19 protein-coding genes and 1 pseudogene are annotated in these 21,312 nt (G+C 72.0%); 5 read left to right on the forward strand and 15 right to left on the reverse strand.

Going from position 1 to position 21,312, the window contains the following annotated elements:
• Nucleotides 1-39 precede the first annotated feature (39 nt).
• The 5 genes from F9C11_RS24300 to F9C11_RS24320 all read right to left on the reverse strand — a co-directional run bounded on the left by F9C11_RS24300 (nucleotide 40) and on the right by F9C11_RS24320 (nucleotide 5,127).
• Nucleotides 40-609: a TetR/AcrR family transcriptional regulator gene (locus tag F9C11_RS24300; RefSeq protein WP_409179667.1), complete on the reverse strand. Its 570-nt coding sequence runs from the start codon at nucleotides 607-609 to the stop codon at nucleotides 40-42.
• On the reverse strand, nucleotides 606-2,501 hold the full coding sequence (locus tag F9C11_RS24305; protein ID WP_409186965.1) for a YhgE/Pip family protein: 1,896 nt from the start codon (nucleotides 2,499-2,501) through the stop codon (nucleotides 606-608). Before F9C11_RS24305 ends, F9C11_RS24300 begins: the two co-directional genes overlap by 4 nt.
• A gap of 26 nt (nucleotides 2,502-2,527) precedes the next feature.
• Nucleotides 2,528-3,256, reverse strand: coding sequence for an ATP-binding cassette domain-containing protein (locus F9C11_RS24310; protein ID WP_409186966.1), 729 nt, complete (start codon nucleotides 3,254-3,256; stop codon nucleotides 2,528-2,530).
• Between the two features lie 108 nt (nucleotides 3,257-3,364).
• On the reverse strand, nucleotides 3,365-4,258 hold the full coding sequence (locus F9C11_RS24315; protein ID WP_409179668.1) for a GNAT family N-acetyltransferase: 894 nt from the start codon (nucleotides 4,256-4,258) through the stop codon (nucleotides 3,365-3,367).
• Between the two features lie 17 nt (nucleotides 4,259-4,275).
• Nucleotides 4,276-5,127 (reverse strand): class I SAM-dependent methyltransferase, encoded by an 852-nt coding sequence (locus F9C11_RS24320; RefSeq protein WP_409179669.1) that lies wholly within the window; start codon nucleotides 5,125-5,127, stop codon nucleotides 4,276-4,278.
• 346 nt (nucleotides 5,128-5,473) lie between these two features.
• Here F9C11_RS24320 and rpsA point away from each other — a divergent pair, with 346 nt between their 5' ends.
• Nucleotides 5,474-6,967 (forward strand): 30S ribosomal protein S1, encoded by a 1,494-nt coding sequence (rpsA, locus tag F9C11_RS24325; protein ID WP_009079744.1) that lies wholly within the window; start codon nucleotides 5,474-5,476, stop codon nucleotides 6,965-6,967.
• 85 nt (nucleotides 6,968-7,052) lie between these two features.
• Here rpsA and F9C11_RS24330 read toward each other — a convergent pair whose 3' ends face one another.
• Nucleotides 7,053-7,685: a TetR/AcrR family transcriptional regulator gene (locus tag F9C11_RS24330; protein WP_409179670.1), complete on the reverse strand. Its 633-nt coding sequence runs from the start codon at nucleotides 7,683-7,685 to the stop codon at nucleotides 7,053-7,055.
• A 156-nt stretch (nucleotides 7,686-7,841) separates the two neighbouring features.
• On the opposite strand from F9C11_RS24330, the gene F9C11_RS24335 reads away from it, so the two are divergent.
• On the forward strand, nucleotides 7,842-8,282 hold the full coding sequence (locus tag F9C11_RS24335; RefSeq protein ID WP_409179671.1) for an OsmC family protein: 441 nt from the start codon (nucleotides 7,842-7,844) through the stop codon (nucleotides 8,280-8,282).
• A gap of 50 nt (nucleotides 8,283-8,332) precedes the next feature.
• Here F9C11_RS24335 and F9C11_RS24340 read toward each other — a convergent pair whose 3' ends face one another.
• Nucleotides 8,333-8,554, reverse strand: a complete 222-nt coding sequence (locus tag F9C11_RS24340) for a hypothetical protein (RefSeq protein ID WP_409179672.1) — start codon at nucleotides 8,552-8,554, stop codon at nucleotides 8,333-8,335.
• A 507-nt stretch (nucleotides 8,555-9,061) separates the two neighbouring features.
• Here F9C11_RS24340 and coaE point away from each other — a divergent pair.
• A complete protein-coding gene (gene coaE / locus F9C11_RS24345; RefSeq protein WP_409179673.1) occupies nucleotides 9,062-10,246 on the forward strand; it encodes a dephospho-CoA kinase in 1,185 nt (394 codons plus the stop codon).
• A gap of 177 nt (nucleotides 10,247-10,423) precedes the next feature.
• Nucleotides 10,424-11,634 (forward strand): annotated as a pseudogene (thrS, locus tag F9C11_RS24350) (threonine--tRNA ligase).
• Here the strand turns inward: thrS and F9C11_RS24355 are convergent.
• From F9C11_RS24355 to F9C11_RS24390, 8 genes are all read right to left on the reverse strand, one after another.
• The gene (locus F9C11_RS24355; protein ID WP_009079732.1) at nucleotides 11,631-12,257 is read right to left on the reverse strand and encodes a response regulator transcription factor; all 627 of its coding nucleotides are present in this window, start codon (nucleotides 12,255-12,257) and stop codon (nucleotides 11,631-11,633) included. The pseudogene thrS and the gene F9C11_RS24355 overlap by 4 nt on opposite strands.
• The gene (locus F9C11_RS24360; protein ID WP_409179674.1) at nucleotides 12,254-13,498 is read right to left on the reverse strand and encodes a sensor histidine kinase; all 1,245 of its coding nucleotides are present in this window, start codon (nucleotides 13,496-13,498) and stop codon (nucleotides 12,254-12,256) included. Before F9C11_RS24360 ends, F9C11_RS24355 begins: the two co-directional genes overlap by 4 nt.
• A gap of 83 nt (nucleotides 13,499-13,581) precedes the next feature.
• Nucleotides 13,582-15,099 (reverse strand): ArnT family glycosyltransferase, encoded by a 1,518-nt coding sequence (locus F9C11_RS24365; protein WP_409179675.1) that lies wholly within the window; start codon nucleotides 15,097-15,099, stop codon nucleotides 13,582-13,584.
• Between the two features lie 95 nt (nucleotides 15,100-15,194).
• Nucleotides 15,195-16,709: an ArnT family glycosyltransferase gene (locus F9C11_RS24370; RefSeq protein WP_409179676.1), complete on the reverse strand. Its 1,515-nt coding sequence runs from the start codon at nucleotides 16,707-16,709 to the stop codon at nucleotides 15,195-15,197.
• Between the two features lie 5 nt (nucleotides 16,710-16,714).
• Nucleotides 16,715-17,452 (reverse strand): ABC transporter permease, encoded by a 738-nt coding sequence (locus tag F9C11_RS24375; protein WP_409179677.1) that lies wholly within the window; start codon nucleotides 17,450-17,452, stop codon nucleotides 16,715-16,717.
• 13 nt (nucleotides 17,453-17,465) lie between these two features.
• On the reverse strand, nucleotides 17,466-18,371 hold the full coding sequence (locus F9C11_RS24380) for an ABC transporter ATP-binding protein (RefSeq protein WP_409179678.1): 906 nt from the start codon (nucleotides 18,369-18,371) through the stop codon (nucleotides 17,466-17,468).
• Between the two features lie 71 nt (nucleotides 18,372-18,442).
• Entirely contained in the window at nucleotides 18,443-19,198 is a 756-nt protein-coding gene (locus F9C11_RS24385) for a class I SAM-dependent methyltransferase (protein WP_409179679.1), read from the reverse strand.
• Nucleotides 19,199-19,278: 80 nt separating this feature from the next.
• A complete protein-coding gene (locus F9C11_RS24390) occupies nucleotides 19,279-19,797 on the reverse strand; it encodes a DUF402 domain-containing protein (RefSeq protein WP_409179680.1) in 519 nt (172 codons plus the stop codon).
• 114 nt (nucleotides 19,798-19,911) lie between these two features.
• Here F9C11_RS24390 and F9C11_RS24395 point away from each other — a divergent pair, with 114 nt between their 5' ends.
• Entirely contained in the window at nucleotides 19,912-21,237 is a 1,326-nt protein-coding gene (locus F9C11_RS24395) for a DUF5685 family protein (protein ID WP_409179681.1), read from the forward strand.
• Nucleotides 21,238-21,312 lie beyond the last annotated feature (75 nt).

Genomic DNA, 21,312 nt, shown 5'->3' on the forward strand with positions numbered 1-21,312 from the left:
CCTCGAGGGGCCCGGCACCGACCGCCGGGCCCCGCCGCGTCACCTCTTCAGCCCGCGGATCAGCAGCATCACCGAGCCCACCACGTCCGCCCGGGACCGCGCGGGATGGAACACCTGCCAGTCCAGCGCCACCACCAGCATCGTCCCGAACAGCCCGGCGGCCGCGGTGGCGATGTCCACCCCGGGAGGCAGCCGCCCCGCCGCGTCCAGCCGCTCCAGCTGCGCCTTCACGACCGCGATCAGTTCCTCCCGCAGCAGCGCCAACGTGTCGTGCCACCGCCCCGGCGTGTGCCACAGCTCGCTGACCACGATCTGCGAAAACCCCGGGTGCTCCGCGATGAACTCCAGCGTCGTGTCCACCTGGGCCTCGATCACCGCCAGCGGATCGTCCTCCGTCCCGGCCGCCCGCAGCCGCCCGGCGAGCAGGTCGACGCCGAACCGGAGCAGCGCGTCGACCAGCCCGTCCTTGGATCCGAAGTTGTAGTAGACGGTCCCCTTGGCGACGCCGGCCTCGGCCGCGATGTCGTCCACGGTCAGCCCCACGAGACCGCGGCTGGCCGAAAGCCGCAAAGTGGCCTCGAAGAGCTTCCGTTTGGTCGCTTCTCTCACAGGCTCAGCTCGGGCTTGAGCGCCGAGACCGACCACACCCGGTGTTTGCGCGCCGCGAGAGTGGACAGCAGGATCCCTCCGACGAGGTACCCGACCAGCACCCCTACGTCACCGAGGATCTGCAGCGACGCGCCGGAGTAGAGCAGGTGCCGGAACCCGTCGATGGCGTAGCCCATGGGCAGCACGATGTGCAGCGGGTAGAGCGCGTCCGGGATCGTCTGCCACGGGAACGTGCCGCCCGCGCTCACCAGCTGCAGCACCAGCAGCACGAGCCCGAGGAACTTGCCGACCGCGCCGAAGAGCGCGTTCAGCGCGTGCACGATCGACGTGAACGCCAGCGACACCAGGCAGGCGAAGCCGATCGCGCCCAGCGGGTGCGCCACGTGGATGCCGACCAGCCAGGTCACCGCGGCGAACAGCACGATCACCTGCGCCAGGCCCAGCACGGCCGAGGACAGCCAGCCGCCGAGCGCGACCCGCAGCGGCGCCGCGCCGGCGGTGAGCGCGCGCGTCGACAGCGGGCGGATCAGCAGGAACAGCACGAACGCGCCGATCCAGGTGGCCAGCGAGATGAAGAACGGCGCGAGCCCGGCGCCGTAGGTGCCCGCCGAGGCGACGCCGTTCGACGTGACCGCGACCGGGTCGGCGATCGTGTTCGCGGTGGCGGTGCGGGTCGGGTCGTCCGGATTCGGGATCTGCTTCAGCCCGGCGGCCAGCCCGTCGCGCAGCTTCGCCGAACCGTCGGCGAGCTGGTCGGTGCCGGTGACGGCGGTCTTCTCGCCGTCGTTGAGCTTCGCCGCGCCGTCGCGCAGCTGGTTCGCGCCGTCGGACGCCTGCGCGATCCCGCTGGCCAGCTGCGGCGAGGCCGCCGCGAGCTGGTGCGCCCCGTCGGACACCTGGCGGGCGCCGCTGGAGAGCTTCTGCAGGTCGCCGTTGGCGGACTGGATCTTCCCGTTCGCCTGGTTCGCGTCCGTGCGCAGCTTGTCGTAGTCGGCCAGGATCGAGTCCTTGAGGTTCTCCGGCATCCCGGATTCCTGCAGCTTCGCGGCCAGCTGGGCGCGGTAGCCGTCGATCCGGCCCATCACGTCGGACGACGCGGACGCGGCCAGCGAGCCCGCGTTCGCCACCTTCTGGTTGCCGTCTGCCACCTGGCCCGCCCCGTCGGCGAGCTTCTGCGTCTGGCTCGGCAACTGCGCGGTGCTCGACTTGAGGGTGCCCAGCCCGGTGGCGAGGCTCGCCGACCCGGTCGCGAGCTGGCCCGCCCCGTCGGCCAGCTGATGCTGCCCCGTCTGGAGTTTCGCCGCGCCGTCGGCGAGCTGCTTGGCCCCGTCGGCGGCCTCGGCGGTCTTGCCGTAGATGGTGGAGAAGCCGACGAGGAACTTGTCCGCGGCCTCGCTGCCCACCTTCTCCGCGATCGTCTTGCGGACCTGGTCGGCCACCTGTTTCGCGATGGTGCCGGAGAGATAGTTGTTGGCGTCGTTGGTGGTCAGCGTGATGGTCGCCTGCTCCGGCTCGAAATTGCCGGACGACAGCAGCGCCTTCGAGAAGTCGTGCGGGATGCCGATGGCGAACGAGTACTTGTCGTCCCGCACGCCGTCCCGGGCGTCCTTTTCGGACACTTGATGCCACTGGAAGGTGCCGGACTTGACCAGTTCGCCGGTGACCTCGCGGCCGACGTTGCGCTCGGCCCCGTTGGCATCCTTCGCGCCGGCGTCCTCGGTGAACACCGCGGCGGGCAGCTTGTCGAGCCGGCCGTAGGGGTCGTAGTTCGCGTAGAGGTAGAACGACGCGTACAGCAGCGGCACCAGCACGAGCGCGAACATGGCGAGTTTCGGCAGCGTCCCGGTGGACAGCCGGCGCAGCTCGTTGCCCGCGATCCGGAACGCGTTCAGTCCGCCGGCCCGCTTGTGGGGGGTGGTCATGCCCGGTCTCCCTCGGAGTTCTCGGTTTCGGCGGTCAGTTCGGCGGTTTCCGGGAGCTGCCGGGTCTGCTCGGCTTCGGCGGGCTCCGGCGGGGCGTAGAGCCGGACCGGGTCCGGCTGCTCGGTCTCGCCGACCTTGGCGGGCGGGCAGGGGAGCGCCGGCTCCGGCGTCGTCGCGGCCAGCACGGCCACCGCGAATCCGCGGGCGGCGTGCTCCCTCGCGACCGCGGCCCAGGTCTCGACGTCGCTGGTGTGCCGGTCGGGGGCGTCGAGCACGAGCACGCGCACGCCGTCGCGTTCGGCGGCCAGCGCGGTGAGCAGCCGGATGCGCAGCGCGGGCTCGAGATTCTCGAACCGGCTGTCGGCATACGGCGCCGCGTCGTGCTGGGAGAGCCAAGCTGTGACAGCATCCTTGCTGGAAGGACGGTGTGCGAGCGCCAGTTCTTCGGCGGCGACGACGCGCAGCGACAAGGCTTCGTCCGGCTCGCTGACCCTCGGCGAGTCCACGACGGCCACGAGCCGCCGCAGGTCGCCCTCGGGTTCGGCGGTCACGGTGCCGGTGGTCGGCTTCAGCCGTCCGGCCAGCGCCAGCGCGAGCGCGGTGATGCCGACGCCCGGCTCGCCGTGCACCACGGTGAGGCAGCCCTCCTCGACGGTGAGCGAGGTAGGCGGCAACAAGGGGCCGTGGGGACCCTTCAGGGACACCCGGTCGGCACGGACCTGCACAGGACACACTCCACGGATTTTGAACTGACCAGTCAGTTCAAAAGTTAGACCCGGCCCGCCGGGGTCGGCAAGGCGGCTCGCCGGACGTCACACCAAAGAGCGGACGGCTCAGCGCAACGCCCACGCAGGGTGCGCCTCCCAGGACGTCCACAGCGGCCGGTAGCCCTGCCGGTGCCAGAACACCGACGACAGGGGATTGGTCGGGTTGTAGTAGAGGTAGGTGCCGGTCGCGCCCTGGTTCAGCAGTTCGCGGTGCGCGCGGGCCATCAGCGCCCGGCCGATCCCGCGGCCGCGGCTGGCCAGGGCGGTGACGACGTTGTTCACGTACCCCCAGCGGCCGGCCGGCAGCAGTTCGGCGGCCTCGTTCCCGGGCGCGGACTCGACCCAGTCGCATTGCGCGAGCGCCGCCATTTCGCCGTCGACCTCGGCGAGCCAGGTCGCCTTCTCGCCGAGCGCGCGGCGCAGCGCCGGGCCGAGCAGTTCCGCGGTCTGCTCGCGTTTCCGGTGCGCGACGAGGCCGGTGTAGTCGAAGGTCGCGGTGCACAGCGCCAGCGCCGCCGGGTAGTCGCCGGGTCCGGCGAGCCGGATCGACGCGTCCGCGGCGCTCTCTTCCGGTGCGACGGCGGGGCGAACGGCCAAGGCGGACAACGGAACCAGCCCGTGGTCGAGAAAGGCGCGGATGGCTTCGGCGTCGCGGCTCGGCCAGTTGACGACGCACGCCGAATCGGCGCCCGGCGCTTCAGTGTCCACTTGGGACCGAAGCGCGCCGAGCAACGCGTCGAACGCTTCGGTGCCCGCCGTCTCCGGGTCCGGGAACAGCTGCCACACCTCGGCCGCCGACCACAGCAGGGGAGCGTCGCCCGGACCGTGCCGGTAACGCTGGAGCATCGCGGAAACCTGGGTGCCCGACGCGGTCACCGCGCGCAGGCGGTCGCCGCTCCCGAGCGGGACGGGCGGCGGCAGGAGCGGGTCGAGTGCGGCGAATCGGCCGGCGGAGCTCACTGCCGCAGCGTAGCCGGTCAGTCGCGGCGCGTGCGGAAGATCGCGGTGCCGGGGAACAGCCTGCCGCGCAACGGGCTCCACTGGCCCCAGGTGCGCGTGTGGCCCGGCGGCCATTCCGGCTCGACGAGGTCCTCCAGCGCGAACCCCGAAGCGGCGAGCGCGCGCACGTAGTCGCCGAGCGTGCGGTGGTATTCGACGTAGGTCGCCGCGCCGTCGTCGTCCACCTCGACGTACGGAGTGCGGTCGAAATACGGCTGTGTCGCGGTGAGCCCCTGCGGCCCGGGGTCGTCCGGGAAGATCCACCGCATCGGGTGGGTCACCGAGAAGACCCACGGCGCGCCGGGGCGCAGCACCCGGCGCACTTCGCCGAACACGGTCTCCAGCGACGGCACGAAGGGGAGCGCGCCGAACGCGGAGCAGGCGACGTCGAAACTGGCCGCGGCGAACGGGAGCCGCTCGGCGTTCGCCTGCACGAGGGGGACCGCCGCGCCGGTGCGCGCGTTCCCCTCGCGGGCGTGCCGGAGCATGCCGCCGGACAGGTCGGTGGCGACGGGTTCGGCCCCGGCGCCCGCGAGCCAGCGCGAGCAGGCGGCCTGCCCGCAGCCGATTTCGAGCACGCGCTTGCCGCGCACGTCGCCGAGCAGCCGCGCGTCCTCCTCGCGCACGCCCTCCGGGCACCAGACGAAATCGGCGTCGCCGAGGAATCCGCCGTGGGCGGCCTGGTAATCGTCGGCATCCGCGTCCCACCAGGCCAGATTCGCGGCTTCCGCCTCGTTTCCGCCGACCTCGCGATGGGCGACGCCGACGGTGCCGAGCCGTTCCTCGGCGCTCGCGTGGCGGGCCGCCGGGGCCGCGGCGGGCTCGGGCATGCCGGTCTCCTCTCCCGGGTGCGGCCGTCCGGGGCGCGGGAATGCCCGGACCGGCGGAAACGTTGGAAGGAAGGTACCGGGAGCCCAGGGCGACCCTGATTGTGTCCCCCGCGGGGGCCCGCGTACGATACGTGTTAGCGCAGTGGGGTTCGCGCTGCCCGGGCGACTACCCGCCGGGGCCGCGCATCGTCAGCGGGTCATGCCGCGGTCGTTCACTGGTGGAACGTTTGGTCGCCGGACGTTTGAGCAGGGTCGCCGCATGCCGGTTGCGGGGCCCGCCGCGTGCACTTTCGGTAGCCAACTTCACATCCACCTACGACACCCATCCACCGGAGCAACCCGCCTAATGACCACCGACACCGCCACCGCCCCGACCGCCCCGACCGGGGCCCCGCAGGTCGCCGTAAACGACATCGGGTCGGAGGAAGACTTCCTCGCGGCTATCGACAAGACGATCAAGTACTTCAACGACGGAGACATCGTCGAAGGCACCATCGTCAAGGTCGACCGCGACGAGGTCCTGCTCGACATCGGGTACAAGACCGAGGGCGTCATCCCCTCGCGCGAGCTGTCCATCAAGCACGATGTCGACCCGGCAGAGGTTGTCGCCGTCGGCGACGAGGTGGAAGCCCTCGTCCTCCAGAAGGAGGACAAGGAAGGCCGTCTGATCCTGTCCAAGAAGCGCGCCCAGTACGAGCGCGCCTGGGGCACGATCGAGGAGCTCAAGGAGAAGGACGAGCCCGTCAAGGGCACCGTCATCGAGGTCGTCAAGGGCGGTCTCATCCTGGACATCGGCCTGCGCGGCTTCCTGCCCGCGTCGCTGGTCGAGATGCGCCGGGTGCGCGACCTGCAGCCGTACGTCGGCCGCGAGCTCGAGGCGAAGATCATCGAGCTGGACAAGAACCGCAACAACGTGGTCCTGTCCCGCCGCGCCTACCTCGAGCAGACCCAGTCCGAGGTGCGCAGCGAGTTCCTCAACGCGCTCGCCAAGGGCCAGGTCCGCAAGGGCGTCGTGTCCTCCATCGTCAACTTCGGCGCCTTCGTGGACCTGGGCGGCGTCGACGGCCTGGTGCACGTCTCCGAGCTGTCCTGGAAGCACATCGACCACCCGTCCGAGGTCGTCGAGGTCGGCCAGGAGGTCACGGTCGAGGTCCTGGACGTCGACATGGACCGCGAGCGCGTCTCGCTGTCGCTGAAGGCGACCCAGGAAGACCCGTGGCGCCAGTTCGCCCGCACCCACGCGATCGGCCAGATCGTGCCGGGCAAGGTCACCAAGCTCGTCCCGTTCGGCGCGTTCGTCCGCGTCGAGGAGGGCATCGAGGGCCTGGTGCACATCTCCGAGCTGGCCGAGCGCCACGTGGAGATCCCGGAGCAGGTCGTCCAGGTCAACGGCGACGTCATGGTCAAGGTCATCGACATCGACCTCGAGCGCCGCCGCATCTCGCTGTCGCTGAAGCAGGCGAACGAGGGCGTCACGCCGGAGACCGAGTTCGACCCCACCCAGTACGGCATGGCCGCCGAGTACGACGCCGAGGGGAACTACATCTACCCCGAGGGCTTCGACCCGGACACGCAGGAGTGGCAGGAAGGCTTCGACAAGCAGCGCGAGGAGTGGGAGCGGCAGTACGCCGAGGCCCACACCCGCTACGAGCAGCACATGGCCCAGGTCAAGAAGGCCGCCGAGGCCGACGCCGAAGCCGCTGCCGACGCCGCCACCGGCATCGAGGGCGGCGAGCAGAGCTACACCTCGTCCGCTCCGGTCGAGGCGAAGAGCGGCGGCACGCTCGCCAGCGACGAGCAGCTCGCGGCCCTGCGCGAGAAGCTGTCGGGCGGCGCGTGAGCGCCTGACTCGCTGAGTCTCTGACGGTTTCGGCCCCGGTCCGCACGGACCGGGGCCGAACTGTTTCCGGGAGCCGGGCGCGGAGTCAGGCGCGCAGGCCCAGCCCGTCGATCGTCGCGCGCACGCCGCGCCGGTACATCGTTTCGTGCGCGGATTCGTCCGCGCCGAGAAACCAGTCGTCGAGCGGGCTTTGCGAGCGGATCGTCAGTTCGACGCTCACCAGCCCGTGCATCGACGTCCACAGCAGATAGCCGCATTCCTCCGCGACGACGTCCGGCGGGGCGACCCGTTCGATTTTCGCGACGAACTCGGCGAAACTCGTGCGCAGTACTCCCGACCGCAACGCCGGATCCGGGTCGTAATCGTGCACCGACCGCTCGAACATCAAGCCGTAGCGAGCCGGGCTCTCCAGCGCGAACCGGCGGTAGGCGAGGGCGACCTCCACGAGATCGGCGATCCCGTCGTCCTCGGACCGCGGAACCGTGCGCAGTTCCTCGCCCAGCAAGTCGAAAGCGCGTTCGTACAACGCGTCCAGCAAGCCGGTGCGGCCGCCGAAGCGCGTGTACACGGTGATCGTGGACGCCCCGGCCTGTTCCGCCACCGCGCGCACGGTCAACCCGGCGACGCCTCGCTGGGTCAGCACGGTCAACGCCGCGTCGAGGAAGCGGCCGCGGTTGTGCTGCTCCGCCGGCCGTGTCGAGAGATGCCGGGTGGCCATCTCCCACCCCCTTTGCCCGTGCTCCGCGGGAAGCGCGTCCGCGTCTCGCAAGCAGAAGATACGATATTCCCGGCTTCTTGGGAACGTCGTTCCGGTGCGCCCGGACCGTCCACAAGCGACCGCCCGCGCCTCCCCGAGCAGAAGGAAACCGTCCCCATGACCCAGCCGGAGCCCGGCACTGTCGTCGTCACCGATGCCGGAAGCGGCCGCTACACCCAGCGCGTCACGACCGCGAGCCACGAATTCCTCGCCGACGAACCGGTGAGCGTGGGCGGCGCGGACGCCGGTCCCACGCCGTACGACCTTCTGCTGTCCGCGCTCGGCACCTGCACTTTGATGACGCTGCGGATGTACGCCGACCGCAAGGGAATCCCGCTGACCCGCACGACCGTCCGGCTCCGGCACGACCGCGTCCACGCCCGCGACTGCGAACGCTGCGAGACCGAGGTCGGCATGCTCAGCCGGATCACGCGGGAAATCTCGCTGGAAGGCGACCTCGACGACGCCCAGCGCGCGCGGCTGCTGGAAATCGCGGACAAATGCCCGGTGCACCGCACGCTGAGCCACGAGATCGCGATCGAAACCCGCGAGGTCTGATCGCGGGCAGCTGCGCTCGGTCCCGGTTCAACCGGCCGAGCCGCGGAGGGTCAGGCGCGTTCCAGCGAAACCGAAGGCACCCAGGCACGTTCGAGGGCGGCTTCGCGGGCGCGCCGGCGGAGGCCGGCCAGGCTGTGCTTCGCGGGCACGAGCAGCGCGCTGAACCACGTGCGCCGGTACTCCTCGAGTGCTTCCGAGACCTGGCGATAGGAGACGCAGTGCACCAGACCCGGGGTGCCGAGCCGGTGCTTCCCGACGTGCTTCTCCGCCATTGTTCCTCCGTGTGGGCGACCCTTCCGCCGCGCACGGTACGCACTCGACCCGCGAAAACAGCGCAAGCACGCGGCGTGTCACCCACATCAGTTCGGCTACGCCCGAAAAAGTGCTTGCGTTTGCGCGGAGGGTGTGCGGGTACCTGTGCGCTTGCACGTGCAGAGGTCCGGTGTCGCCTGAGCGGGTGACGGCGGTGCTCGTTGCTCGTGTGGCCGAGAGCAGGCTGACCCCGTGGCGGCGGGTGCCTGTTGCGGCGGAGTTCGGCCGTGGCTGTGGTCGGGTGGGCGATGGTCGCTCGCTCTGGTGTGGCCGAGAGCAGGCCGACCTCGTGGCGGCGTGTGCCTGTTGCGGCGGAGTTCGGCCGTGGCTGTGGTCGGGTGGGTAATGCTCGCACTCGTGTGGTCGAGAGCAGGCCGACCCCGCCGCGGCGCCTGCCCGCTGCGGCGGAGTCGTTCGGCCCGTGGCTGTGGTCGGATAGCCGATCATCGGCACAGTAAGGTGTGGCCATGCTGCGAGTGGGCCTGACGGGCGGGATCGGTGCGGGGAAGTCGACGGTGGCGAACCGGCTGGCCGAACACGGGGCCGTGGTCATCGATTCCGATCGCATCGCGCGCGAGGTCGTGGAGCCGGGCACGCCGGGGCTGGCCGCGCTGACCGAGGCGTTCGGCGAGGAAATCCTTGCCGGGGACGGGTCGCTGGACCGGCCCGCGCTCGCCGCGCGCGCGTTCGCCGACGACGAATCCCGCAAGCGGCTCAACTCGATCGTGCATCCGCTGGTCGGGCAGCGCACCGGCGAGCTGATGGCCGCGGCCGCCGACGACGCGGTGGTGGTGCACGACGTGCCGCTGCTGGTGGAGAACGACCTCGCGCCCGCGTATCACCTGGTGCTGGTGGTCGACGCGCCGGTGGAGGTGCGGGTGCGGCGGCTGGTCGAGGTGCGCGGCATGCCGGAGGCCGACGCGCGGGCGCGGATCCGCGCGCAGGCCGCGGAGGAACAGCGCCGCGCGGTCGCGGACGTCTGGCTCGACAACGGCGGCACGCCGGACGTCGTGCTCGCCGAGGTGGACGCGCTGTGGGCGGACCGGCTGGTGCCGTTCGAGGCGAATCTCCGGCTGCGCAAACCGCGTCCGCCTGCCTCGCCGGTGATCTCTCCCTACGATTCGAGCTGGCCGCTGCAGGCCGAACGGCGGCTGGCGCGGCTGCGGCAGATCGCGGGACCGCGGCTGGTGCGCGCGGACCACATCGGGTCCACCGCGGTGCCGGGCCTTCCCGCCAAGGACGTCCTCGACCTCCAGCTCACCGTGTCCTCTTTGGACGACGCGGACGCGCTCGCCGAGGCGCTCGCCGACGCCGGTTTCCCGCGCCGCGAAGGCGAATGGTGGGACGACCCGCAGGGCGGCGAAGGCAAGTGGCTCAAGCGGTTCCACCAGAGCGCGGACCCGAAACGGCCGGTGAACCTGCACGTCCGGTCCACCGAAACCCCGGCGTGGCGGCTCGCGCTGCTGTTCCGCGACTGGATCCGGGCGCATCCGGAGGAGCGCGACGGCTACGCCGAGGTGAAGGAAGAGCTGGCGCGCAAGCATTCCGCGGACGGCACGGTCGAGCAGTACGCGCAGGAGAAGCAGGGCTGGGTCAACGCGGCGTTCGTGCGCGCGGAGAAGTGGGCCGGGCACAGCGGCTGGAAGCCCTGAGGCGGAAAACCAGGTGCGGTGCCGCCGGGCGCGGGGCTACCGTGCACGGCATGAAGCGCGCCCAGTCCACGACGACGCCGGATCCCGTCCCGGCGCGCTGAACACTGCCATTCGAGCCCGGGGCGAGCGCCCCGGGCCCGCTCGTGCGCTCGCCTCGCCTTCCGTGAGGAGACCGCCATGCCTGACCACCGCGCACTCGGCCGGGAACTCGGCCTGTTCGGCAGCGACCCGCTGATCGGGGCGGGCCTGCCGTATCTGCTGCCCGACGGCGCCGCGATCCGGCACGTGCTGGAGGAGTACGTCCGCGAGGCCGAACGCCGCGCCGGCTACCGGCACGTTTCGACGCCGGTGCTGGGAAAACGCGAGCTGTACGAGCTTTCCGGCCACTGGGCGCACTACCGCGACGACATGTTCCCGCCGATGGACGTCGGCGGCGAGCAGGTCGTGCTGCGGCCGAGCCTCTGTCCGCACCACGCGCTGATCTACCGGTCGCGGGAGCGCAGCCACCGCGAACTGCCGCTGCGGCTGGCCGAACTCGGCGGGATGTACCGCGCCGAACTGTCCGGCGTCCTCGGCGGGCTGAGCCGGGTGCGGGCGATCCAGCTGAACGACGCGCACCTTTTCTGCCGTCCCGAGCAGGTCGGCGCGGAGGTGCGGGGCGCGCTCGCGCTGATCCGCCGGGTGTACCGCGACCTGGGCCTGAAACCCGCGCGCTACCGCCTTTCCTTGCCGGACAACCGCGGCAAGTACGCCGGCGCGGCCGAGGCGTGGGAAAGCGCGGCCGAGGTGCTCGTCGACGCGCTCGACGGCGTCGAGTACGAACGCGGTCCCGGCGAAGCCGCGTTCTACGGCCCGAAGATCGACGTCCAGATCGCCGACAGCGCCGGCCGCGAGTCGACCCTGTCCACCGTGCAGATCGACCTCCACCAGCCGGAGCAGTTCGGGCTCGAGTACATCGGCCCGGACGGCCGCGCGCACCGGCCGGTGCTGGTGCACCGCGCGGTGCTCGGCAGCCTGGAACGCGTGCTGGCCCAGCTGATCGAGGAACACGGCGGCGCGTTCCCGCCGTGGCTGGCCCCGGTGCAGGTGGCGGTGTTCCCGGTCGGCGACGCGGAACTTCCGGCAGCCGAAGCGGTCGCGGAGGAGGCGATGGAGGCCGGGTTGCGCGCCGAGGTCGTCCCGGCGGACCGGGGGGGGGTCTGGGCGCTCGGATCCGGGACCGGCGGCTGGTGCCGTATCAAGCGGTGGTCGGGCAGCGGGAGGTCGACGAAGGGCTGGTCGCGCCTCGGTTGAGGGACGGCCGGAGGCTGGATCCGTTGCCCGGGAAGGAATTCGTGGCCGCGGTGGTCGCGCGGGTGGCGGCGAAAAGCAGGGAGCTGTGGGGCTAAGACCCGAGCAAACCGCGTTCGAAAGCCACCGCCACCGCGGCCGCGCGGTCCTTCACGCCGAGCTTCGCGTACGCGTGCAGCAGATGCGTCTTCACCGTCGCCTCGCTGATGAACAGCTTCTTCGCCGCTTCCTTGTTCGTCGACCCGCGCGCGACGAGGTTCAGCACCTCGATCTCCCGCTGCGACAACGGTTCCTGGGCCGGTGCGCGCATCTGGCCCATGATCCGGCTCGCGACCGCGGGGGAGAGGACCGCCTCGCCGCGGGCGGCGGCGCGCACGGCGCGGAACAGTTCCTCGCGCGGCGAATCCTTCAGCAGGTAGCCGGTCGCGCCCGCCTCGATCGCGGGCAGCACGTCGGAATCCGTGTCGTAGGTGGTCAGCACGAGCACCCGCGCCGGGTTGCCGAGGCGGGCGAGTTCGGTGATCGCGGCGACGCCGTCGGTGCCGGGCATCCGCAGGTCCATCAGCACGACGTCCGGCTTCAACGCCTCGGCGAGCGTGACCGCCTCGGCCCCGTGCGCGGCCTCGCCGAGCACCTCGAAACCGCGCTCGCCGGTGAAGATGCCGCGCAGCCCGTCCCGGACGATCGGGTGGTCGTCGGCGATGAGCAGGGTGATGGTCATGGGGCCCCCTCGGTCGGATCCAGTGTCGCAGCCGGGATCGCGGGCAGGCGCACCGAGATCGCGGTGCCGCCTCCCGGTTCGGACTCGACGTGCAGCGCGCCGGCGAGCCGTTCCGCGCGCCGCCGCATGCCGGGCAGGCCGTGGCCGCCTTCCGCCGACGGCGGCGCGGGAGGATGCGCCGGGTCGAAGCCGACGCCGTCGTCGCGTGCGTCGAGCGTCACCTCGTCGCCCATGTACGACAGGGTGATCCCGGCCCGGCTGGCCCGCGCGTGTTTGGCCACATTGGACAGTGCTTCCTGGGTGACCCGCAGCAGGGTGGCCTCCAGCTCCGGATGCAGCGGGACGGCGGTCCCGGTGGACGAGAATTCCGCCGGGACGCCGGTGCGCTCGCTCCACAGCCGGGCGACCTCGGCGAGCGCTTCGGGCAGCGTCGCGGTTTCGAGCGGCTCCGGGCGCAGCGCGGCGACCGAACGCCGGGCCGCGGTGAGGTTTTCCCGGGCCAGCTGGGTCGCCTCGGCGAGGTGGCGTTCCCATTCCGCCGCGTCGTCGCGGGCCTGGGCGGCGGCTTCGAGCTGGGTGATGATCCCGGTGAAGCCCTGTGCGAGTGTGTCGTGGATTTCCTGGCTCAGCCGCTGCCGTTCGTCGAGCACGCCCGCCTCGCGCGCCTGGGCGAGCAGTTGCCGCTGCAGCCCGCGGTTCTCCGCCTCGGCCGCGGCCAGCTGGTCGAGCATCCGCTTGCGCTCGGCGTTCTGCCTGCCCACGGCGGCGAATACCGCGCCCCCGCCGCTGATCGCCGCGGTCTGCACGATCACCAGCGAGATCCAGACCCCCGGCGAAACCGTCAGAGCGTGGATCGGACCGCCGAGCGTCATGGTGTTGATCAGCAGCGAAGTGATGCCGATGCCGAGCACGGCCAGCACCATCGGCTTCATCCGCATGGCGGCGAAGAACGCGTAGACCATGAAGATGACGAAGTACGTTTCGCGCCCTTCGAGGATCGCGCCGAGCGTGACGACCCCGGCGAACGCCACCGCGGCGGTCACCGGGTGATCGCGGAGCTTCGGGCTGAGCACGACGGTCGTCAGCAGCAGCCAGACCGCAGCGCCGGCGGCGATCAGCAGGGTGGCCGTCCGGTAGTCGCTCGTCCGGCCGCTGCTCAGCACGGTGAGCAGGACGGAGACCGCCAGCAGGAGCCACGCGAGCACGGTCTCGGCCTGGCCGAACCACCGGTGCCACCGCACCGGCGTCCTTTCTTTCCACCCCACCGCCGGAGGCGTCAGCGAGCCCCGCCAGTCGAGTTTGACCCCCCGGAGGTCTTCGAGTCTCACGCCTTGAGGTCCTTCAGCTGCGGCCAGATCCCGGCCCAGGAACCGATCCGGCCTTCGAGCAGCCAGATCGGCATGTGCCGGCTGGAATTCGGGACGCCGAGCCGGTTGTCGACCTCGCCGACGATGCGCGCGGACCGGAAGTGCGCCGCCAGCTTCGCCGGCTCGCGGCCGACGAACAACACGGTGTCGGCGTTGTCGTTCGGCCGCCCGAAGTACCAGAATCCGCGGCTGGCGCTGTACGCCTCGGGCAAGCCCTGCTCCGGCCCGTACCGGCCGAGCGCGCCGGCTTGCCAGTACCCGCCGGTGACAAGCGTGGTGCGGGTGCGTTCCTCCGGCGGCAGCGCGCGGTACTGCTTGGCGACCGACGCGGCCAGATCCGGCCAGCCGTATTCCTCCATCGCGTACGCCGGGCGCGGCGCGGCCGGATGCTCGACCAGCCATTGCTCCGGCCACACCGGCAGCGCGTAGGGGAGGCTGTACAGCGCGGACAGGACGAACACCGGCCACGTCGGCACCCAGCGCCACCACAACGCGGGCCGCCGGTCCTGCAGGTGCACCGCGGCGGCCGCCCACAACAGGCCGAAAGTGCCCGCCGCGTAATAGAACCGGCCGTTGCCGATCAGGAAGATCGCGAAGACACCGACCGCGGTCCAGCCGAGGAAGCGGTACGCGCGCAGCCGGGCGCTGCCGAGCAGCACCGCCAGCCCGTACAGCACGCCCAGCGCGCCGATGACCAGACCGGCTCCGGCGAGCAGCGCGGGCACGAACATCGCCCGGCCGCCCGCCTCCTCGACTTCGCGCGAGACCGCGTCGCCCATGCCGAGCTGCGGCCAGCCGTTCGCGGCTTGCCAGAGCAAGGTCGGCACGCACGCGAGGGCGGCGATCGCCGCGCCCAGCCACAGTTTGGGGCGGCGCAGCAGGTCTCGCGGCCCGAACACGAGCGCGGCGACCGCGGTGACCGCCCAGAACCCGCCGAGCAGGAACTTCACGTTCAGCCCGGCCGCCGTCGCGACGCCGAGCCACAGCAGCAGGTTGTCGTCGCGGGTGCGGATCCAGCGCACCAGCAGCCACAGCACGATCGTCCACAGCAGAGGGTCCACTGTGGACGTCGCGAGGTAGTGGCCGCTGCCGACGAACTGCCCGCAGATCGCGTACGCGGCGGCGGCGCGGGTCTGCGCCTTGCGCTGGCCGCCCATTTCGCGGGCGATGAGCGCGGTGAACACGACTCCCGCCGCGGTCGCCAGGATCGCCGGGATCCGGAACACGACGAGCGAGCCCGGCGCGATCGAGTTCGCCAGCCAGGCGAGCCACGGCAGCACCGGCGGCTGGTCCGCGTAGCCCCAAGCGAGGTGCTTGCCCGCGGCGAGGAAGTACAGCTCGTCGCCGAAGTAGCCGTAGCGGCCGGCGGTGGCGAGGAGCACGGCGGCGGTCCCCGCGGCGAGCAGGAAGACCGGCCGCCGAGCGAACTCGGCGAGCGCGCTTCCGGGCGTGCTCGGTGCGGTGGCCGTGGTCACGGCATCCATCCTGCTCCCTGTCGGCGGATCGGGGGCTGGCCTCGCCCGCACCCTACGGGCGAGGCCTCGCCCGCTCCTTCGGCGGGTGCCGCCGGTCACGTCCCGGTGTTCGCCAGCTTGGGCCAGATGTCCGCCCACGGCTGCAGCCTCCCGCTGGCCAGCCAGAGCGGAGTGCCGTCGAGCACGCTCGGCTTCGCGTCCCCGGTGGACACGGCGCCGACCGGCTCGAGATGGGCGAAGTGCCCGAGCAACGGCCGGGGATCGGCCCCGACGAACAGCACGTCGCGCGCCGAATCGGGCGGGACGGCCAGTGTCGCGTACCCGCGGTTCGGGCTGGTCGGCTCGGGCAGGCCCAGGTCCGGGCCGTAGCGGTCGAGCGCGCTCGCGGTCCAGTACGTCTCGCCGACGATCGCGGTGCGGGCCGGGTCGGGCAGCCGGCGGAACGCCCGCGCGACCGACTGCGTGCCTTCCGGCCAGCCGACCTCGCCGAACGCGAAGGCCGGGGTCGGCAGCGACGGGTTCTTCGCGACCCAGGAATGCGGCCACACCGGCAGCGTGGCGGGCAGCATCAGCAGCGCGGAGAGCACGTAGACCGGCCAGGTCGGGATCCAGCGCCACCACCGCGACGCCCGCCCGCTCTCGAGTTCCACCGCCGCGGCCGCCCAGATCGGAGCGAACATGCCCGCGATGTAGTACGACCGGCCGTTGACCGCGATGAACACCACGGCGAGCGCGAGCGTGGTCCAGGCGAGGAAGCGGTAGGAGCGCAGCCGCGGCGAACGCAGCAGCCGCCAGAGGCCGTAGCCCAGCAGCACGAGGCCGGCCGGGACCCCCGCGAGCAGCATGACCTGCGGAAGCCAGGACAGCCGCCCGCCCCAGGTTTCGCCGACCTCGTTCGAGATCGCCGCGCCCATGCTGAGCTGCGGCCAGCCGTGCCGGGCCTGCCACACCAGCGTCGGGACCAGAGCCAGCGCGGCGATCGCGGCTCCGGCCCACAGCAGCGGACGGCGCAGCATCTCGCGCGGGCCGCAGATCAGCAGCGCGATCCCGGCGACGATCCAGAACCCGCCGATCAGGAATTTCACGTACAACGCGAGCGCGGTGACGACTCCGGCCCACGCCAGCAGGCCGTCCCGCCGGGTGCGGATCCAGCGGACCACCAGCCAGAGCAGGACGGTCCAGAAGAACGGGTCCAGCGTCGACGTCGCCAGGTAGTGGCCGCTGGCGATGAACTGCGTGCAGGCGGCGAAGGTCGCGGCGGTGACGGCCTGGGCGCGGGTGCGGCCGCCGAGTTCGCGGGCGATGAGCGCGGCGAACACGACGCCGGCGAGCATCGCCAGCATCGCCGGGATCCGCAGGGCGAACAGCGAATCCGGCGCGATCGTGTCCATCGCGCGGGCGAGCAGCGGCAGCAGCGGCGGCTGGTCCACGTACCCCCAGGCCAGATGCCGGCCTGCGGCGAGGAAGTACAGCTCGTCGCCGAAGTAGCCGTAGTTGTTCGCGGTGAGCACCAGCGGCACCGCCATCAGCGCGGCGATGCCGAACACGGGCATCCGGGCGAACGGCGCGACCGAACGGGCCGGCGTGGTTTCTTCTCGTGTCGTGGTCATCGCGGTCACTCCCAGCGGAAGAATCGGGCGGCGAGCGCCGAGCACCCGACGGCGACCACCGCGAGCGCGATCATGGACAGCAGGTTCGGCGCGTGCCCGGCGGCCGTCTCGCGCAGGCTGCCGAGCGTCGCGCCGAGCGGCAGGATGTCCGCGACGTGCTGCAGCACCGGCGCCAGTTTTTCCTTCGGCACCCAGACCCCGCCGAGCGCGAGCATCGGGAAGAACACCGCCGCGCCGAGCCCGTTGGCCGCGCGGCTGGTCGGCGCGAACGCGGCGAGCAGCGTGCCCACGGAGAACAGCGACACCGCGCCCAGCAGCACGACCGCGAGGAACCCGCCCGGGTTCTTCGGCAGCGCCATGCCGAGCGCGATCGTGCCCACCCCCACGACGAGCACGATCGCGACGACGGCGACGGCGAGGTTCACCAGCAGCTGCGCGGCCAGCAGCCGCGACGGCGGCAGCGGGCTCGCCGCCAGCCGCTTCAGCACCCCCTTCTCCCGGTGCGCGGCCATCGCGCCGGGGAACAGGTTCAGCGCGAGGATCCCGAGCAGGATCGCCACCGCCATCGGCGCGATCAGCGTGGCCAGCGACGACTGGCCGCCGTGCTCCGGGCTCGGTTCGCGCGACCCCGGCATCAGCCCGAACACCAGCACCAGCGCCAGCGGGATCCCGAGCACCACGGCGGGCGCGCCCGGATCGCGGAGGAAGATCTTCGCCTCGGCGACGGTCAGCTTCGACAACACTTCCGGTTCCCCCTCAGTCCAGTTTCCGGCCGGTCAGCGCGACGAAGGCGTCGTCGAGGCTGGCCTGCTCCACCCGCAGCTCGCCCGCCACCACGCCGGCGCGGGCGAGGAACGACGTCACCGCCTGCAGCGCGCCGTCGCCCCCGGTCACCACGAGATGCGCGCCGGTCCGCTCGGCCTTCCGCACGTCCGGCAGCGCGGCCAGGTCCCGCGGATCGACCGGGGCGGACGGGCGGAACCGGATGCGCTGCTCCCCGCCGACCCGCCCGACCAGCCCGGCCGGGGTGTCGATCGCGACGACGCGCCCGGCGTCGATCACCGCGATCCGGTCGCACAGCCGTTCCGCTTCCTCCATGAAGTGCGTGACCAGCACGACCGTCACGCCTTCCGCGCGGACGGCCTCCACGAGCTCCCAGGTGTCGCGGCGGGCCTGCGGGTCGAGCCCGGTGGTCAGTTCGTCCAGCACCACCGCCTCGGGGCTGCCGATCAGCGCGAGCGCGATCGACACGCGCTGCTGCTGACCGCCGGAAAGCTTGCGGTAGAAGGTGTTCCGCTGCTCGGTGAGCCCGAGCAGGGCCAGCAGCCGATCCGGATCGGCCGGGGTGCGGTACATCCCGGCGAACAGGTCGAGCACCTCGCCGACGCGCAGCCGGTCCGGCAGCTGGCTTTCCTGCAGCTGGACGCCGAGCCGCTGGCGCAGTTCGCGCACGTCGCGTCGCGGGTCGAGCCCGAGCACCGAAACGGCGCCGCCGTCGGGGGAGCGCAGGCCCTCGACGCATTCCACCGTGGTGGTCTTGCCCGCGCCGTTGGGGCCGAGGATCCCGAAGATCTCGCCCTGCTCCACGGTGAACGAAACGTCTTCCACCGCGGTCTTCCCGCGGTAGCGTTTATGGAGGTTCCGCACCTCGATGACCGGCATCGCCCCGGAGTCCCCTCTCGAATCGCAGCGGTTGCTGCCTTCGAGAATTCCGGCTCGCGCGGCCGATCGGATCAGCGGAACGGCGTGACTCCCGGTCCACCGGCTGTCCCCCGCGCATCCACCGATCGGTGGATGCGGAAGTAGATCATCGGGTTGTCGCGGCCGGTGTGCACCGCGGCGTCGACGCCGAGTTCGCGCCTGAGTTCGTTGAGGCAAGCGTACGCGTGTTTCGCGCGGGCGCGGGCCGCGGTGAAGTACGGAGTCTGCGTTTTTTCCAGCCAGCGCACCACTTCAGCGCCTTCGGTGAACGGCAGCGGGGCGGCGCGGTGGAACACGTCGTGCACGCTTACCGCGGCGTCGATCGTCGGGAACACGTCGGAGAGGTACCACCTCGCGAAGCGCGCGCCGTGGTCGGCGTCGATGAACAGATAGTCCACATCGGACAGCCAGTCGCCGTCGAGGGTGCGCGCGTCGCCCTGGCGGAATTCCCAGCGGCCCTCGGCCAGCGCGTGCGGGACGGTTTTCGTGGCGGTGCCGATGAGATCGACCGTGGTCAGCCTGCCGGTGCCGTTGTCCGCGAGCGCGCGGAGGAGCCAGCTCGTGGACCAGCCGTGCAGCGAACCGATCTCCACGACTTTCTCCGGTTTCAGGTGCCGCAGGAGCAGGTACGTGATTTCCGCTTCGACGTCGTCCAGCTGAGTCTTCATCGTCGGATGCGCGCGGCGGTGCGCTCGTTGGGCGTCTTTCGCGGCGCGCAACGCTTCGGTGTGCTCGCGGTAGAGCGAGCACACGAGGTCGAGCGTCACCTGGTTCGCGGTTCGTTCCATGCCGCTGATCGTGGCCGCGCGAACCGCCCCGGGTAATCCGGCTGACCGCCGGGCGGGGTGGGGAATTCCCCCGTCGCGGGCTAGGGATGCCTGCGCCAGCCGAGTGTCATGTCCTTTGTGGACAGCCAGGCGGCGAGGTCGTACCCGTGCGCGGCGAGCCCCTCGACGGCGGCGTAGGCGACTTCGAGCGCGTACTCGCCTTCCTTCTCCGGCAGCAGGTTCCCGGCGACGGCGGCGAGCAGTTCGTCGGTGTCGATCACCCGGACCGAGATCTTGTCCTTGAGCACGAGGTCGAGGTAGAGGTCGGTGGCCACCCAGCGCGGGCCGTCGCGGTGCACGCGCACCACGTCGAGGTAGAAGTCCTGGTCGCGTTCGTGGCCGGGGCTGAACCAGAAGTCGGTGATCCGCAGGCCCAGCTCGGGCAGCAGCCAGGACTCGAGGTAGTGGAACTGCGCCCGCCCCGGCGCCGGCCGCGCCAGGTACAGGCCGAACGGCTCCTCGCGGAACTCCTCCACGTCGCGGCGGATGCCCTTGTTGTCGATGTTCACGCGGGCGGCCGGGTCGAACGTCTCGACCTTCGGCGGGTGCGGATCGGTCATCCGCCCATCCTGCCCTGCCCGCGCCTTCCGCGAGAATCTCCGGAACGCCGGTCAGGGGTGCGGGCGAGGGGCTAAAGTGCGCGGGTCGTTCGGTTCTCCTGGGGGGACAAGCAGTTGTTCGGGATCATCAGGCCCTGCCGGCACCGGCTGGCCGGGCGGCTGCACGCGGACTGGACGGCGCACCTGTGCGGCCTCTGCCTCGCGCTGCGCGACCAGCACGGGCAGTTCGCCCGGGTTGTGACGAACTACGACGCGCTGATCGTGTCGGCGCTGGTCGAGGCGCAGCTGCCGAGCGGGCCCCGGCGCGCCGCGGGACCGTGCCCGCTGCGGTCGATGCGGCCGGCGTCGGTCGCGGTCGGCGACGGCGCCCGGCTCGCCGCGGCGGTGTCGCTGGTGCTGGCTTCGGCGAAGGTCGACGACCACGTCGCCGACCGGGACGGCGCTTTCGCCCGGCGTCCGGTCGCCGGAGCGGCCCGGCTCGTCGCGCGCCGCTGGGCCGCGCAGGGCGGCCGGACGGGGGCTGGGATCGGCTTCGACACCGCGGTGCTGACCGAGGCGGTCGGCCGGCAGGGCGAGCTGGAACGCGCGCTTCGGGCCGGAGACTCGCCGCTGCTGGCGACCGAACCGGCCGAGCTGGCGTCGTCGGCGGCGTTCGCGCAGACCGCGGTGCTGGCCGGACGCCCCGGCAACCGCGCGCCGCTCGCCGAGGCCGGACGGCTGTTCGGCCGGGTGGCCCACCTGCTCGACGCGGTCGAGGACCTGGCCGCCGACGCCGCGTCCGGCTCCTGGAATCCGCTGCTGGCCACGGGGACCGCGCTGGACGAGGCGCACCGGTTGTGCTCGGACGCGGTGCTCGGGGTCGAGCTGGCGCTGCGCGAGGCGGAGTTCGCCGACGCGGCGCTGGTGCACGCGCTGCTGGTGCACGAGCTGCGGCAGGCGGTGCGGCGGACGTTCGGGCACCACCGCTTGCACGGCCAGCAGCCGCCGCCCGGGTGGATCGGGCCGGGACCGGCCCCGCAGCAGTCGCCGTACGGGCCGGGGATCGGGGCGGCTGGGCCGGGGCACGGCGCTCCGGTTCCGGGGCACGGGCCTGCCGGGATGCCCGGTCCTGGCGGTCCTGGCGGTCCCGGTGGGCCGGGTGGTCCCGGTGGTCCCGGTGGCCCGGGTGGTCCGGACGGCCCGGAGCCGCCGGAGGACCCGCGTTCGCTGGACGGCAAGGGCGGCGGCTGCTGGGCGCCGAGGTTCGCGGTCCCGCCGGAACGCCGCACCTTCTTCGCGGGCTGCGCGATCGCGACGTACATGTGCTGCTCCTGCCAGTTCTGCTGCCGCGACCCGTACCCGGGCCCGTGGAGCGGCGAACCGCACAGCGGCGGATGCGACTGCGGCGGGTGCGACTGCGACTGCGGCTGTTGCGACGGGTGTGACTGCTGCAGCTGCTGAGCCCGCCGTCCGGGCCGGAGGATCCGCAGCTCAGCGGGGTCGCAGCGGAAATTGTCGGTGCCCCGGCCTACCCTG

It is taken from the genome of Amycolatopsis sp. VS8301801F10, assembly GCF_046195355.1.
Lineage (GTDB): Bacteria > Actinomycetota > Actinomycetes > Mycobacteriales > Pseudonocardiaceae > Amycolatopsis.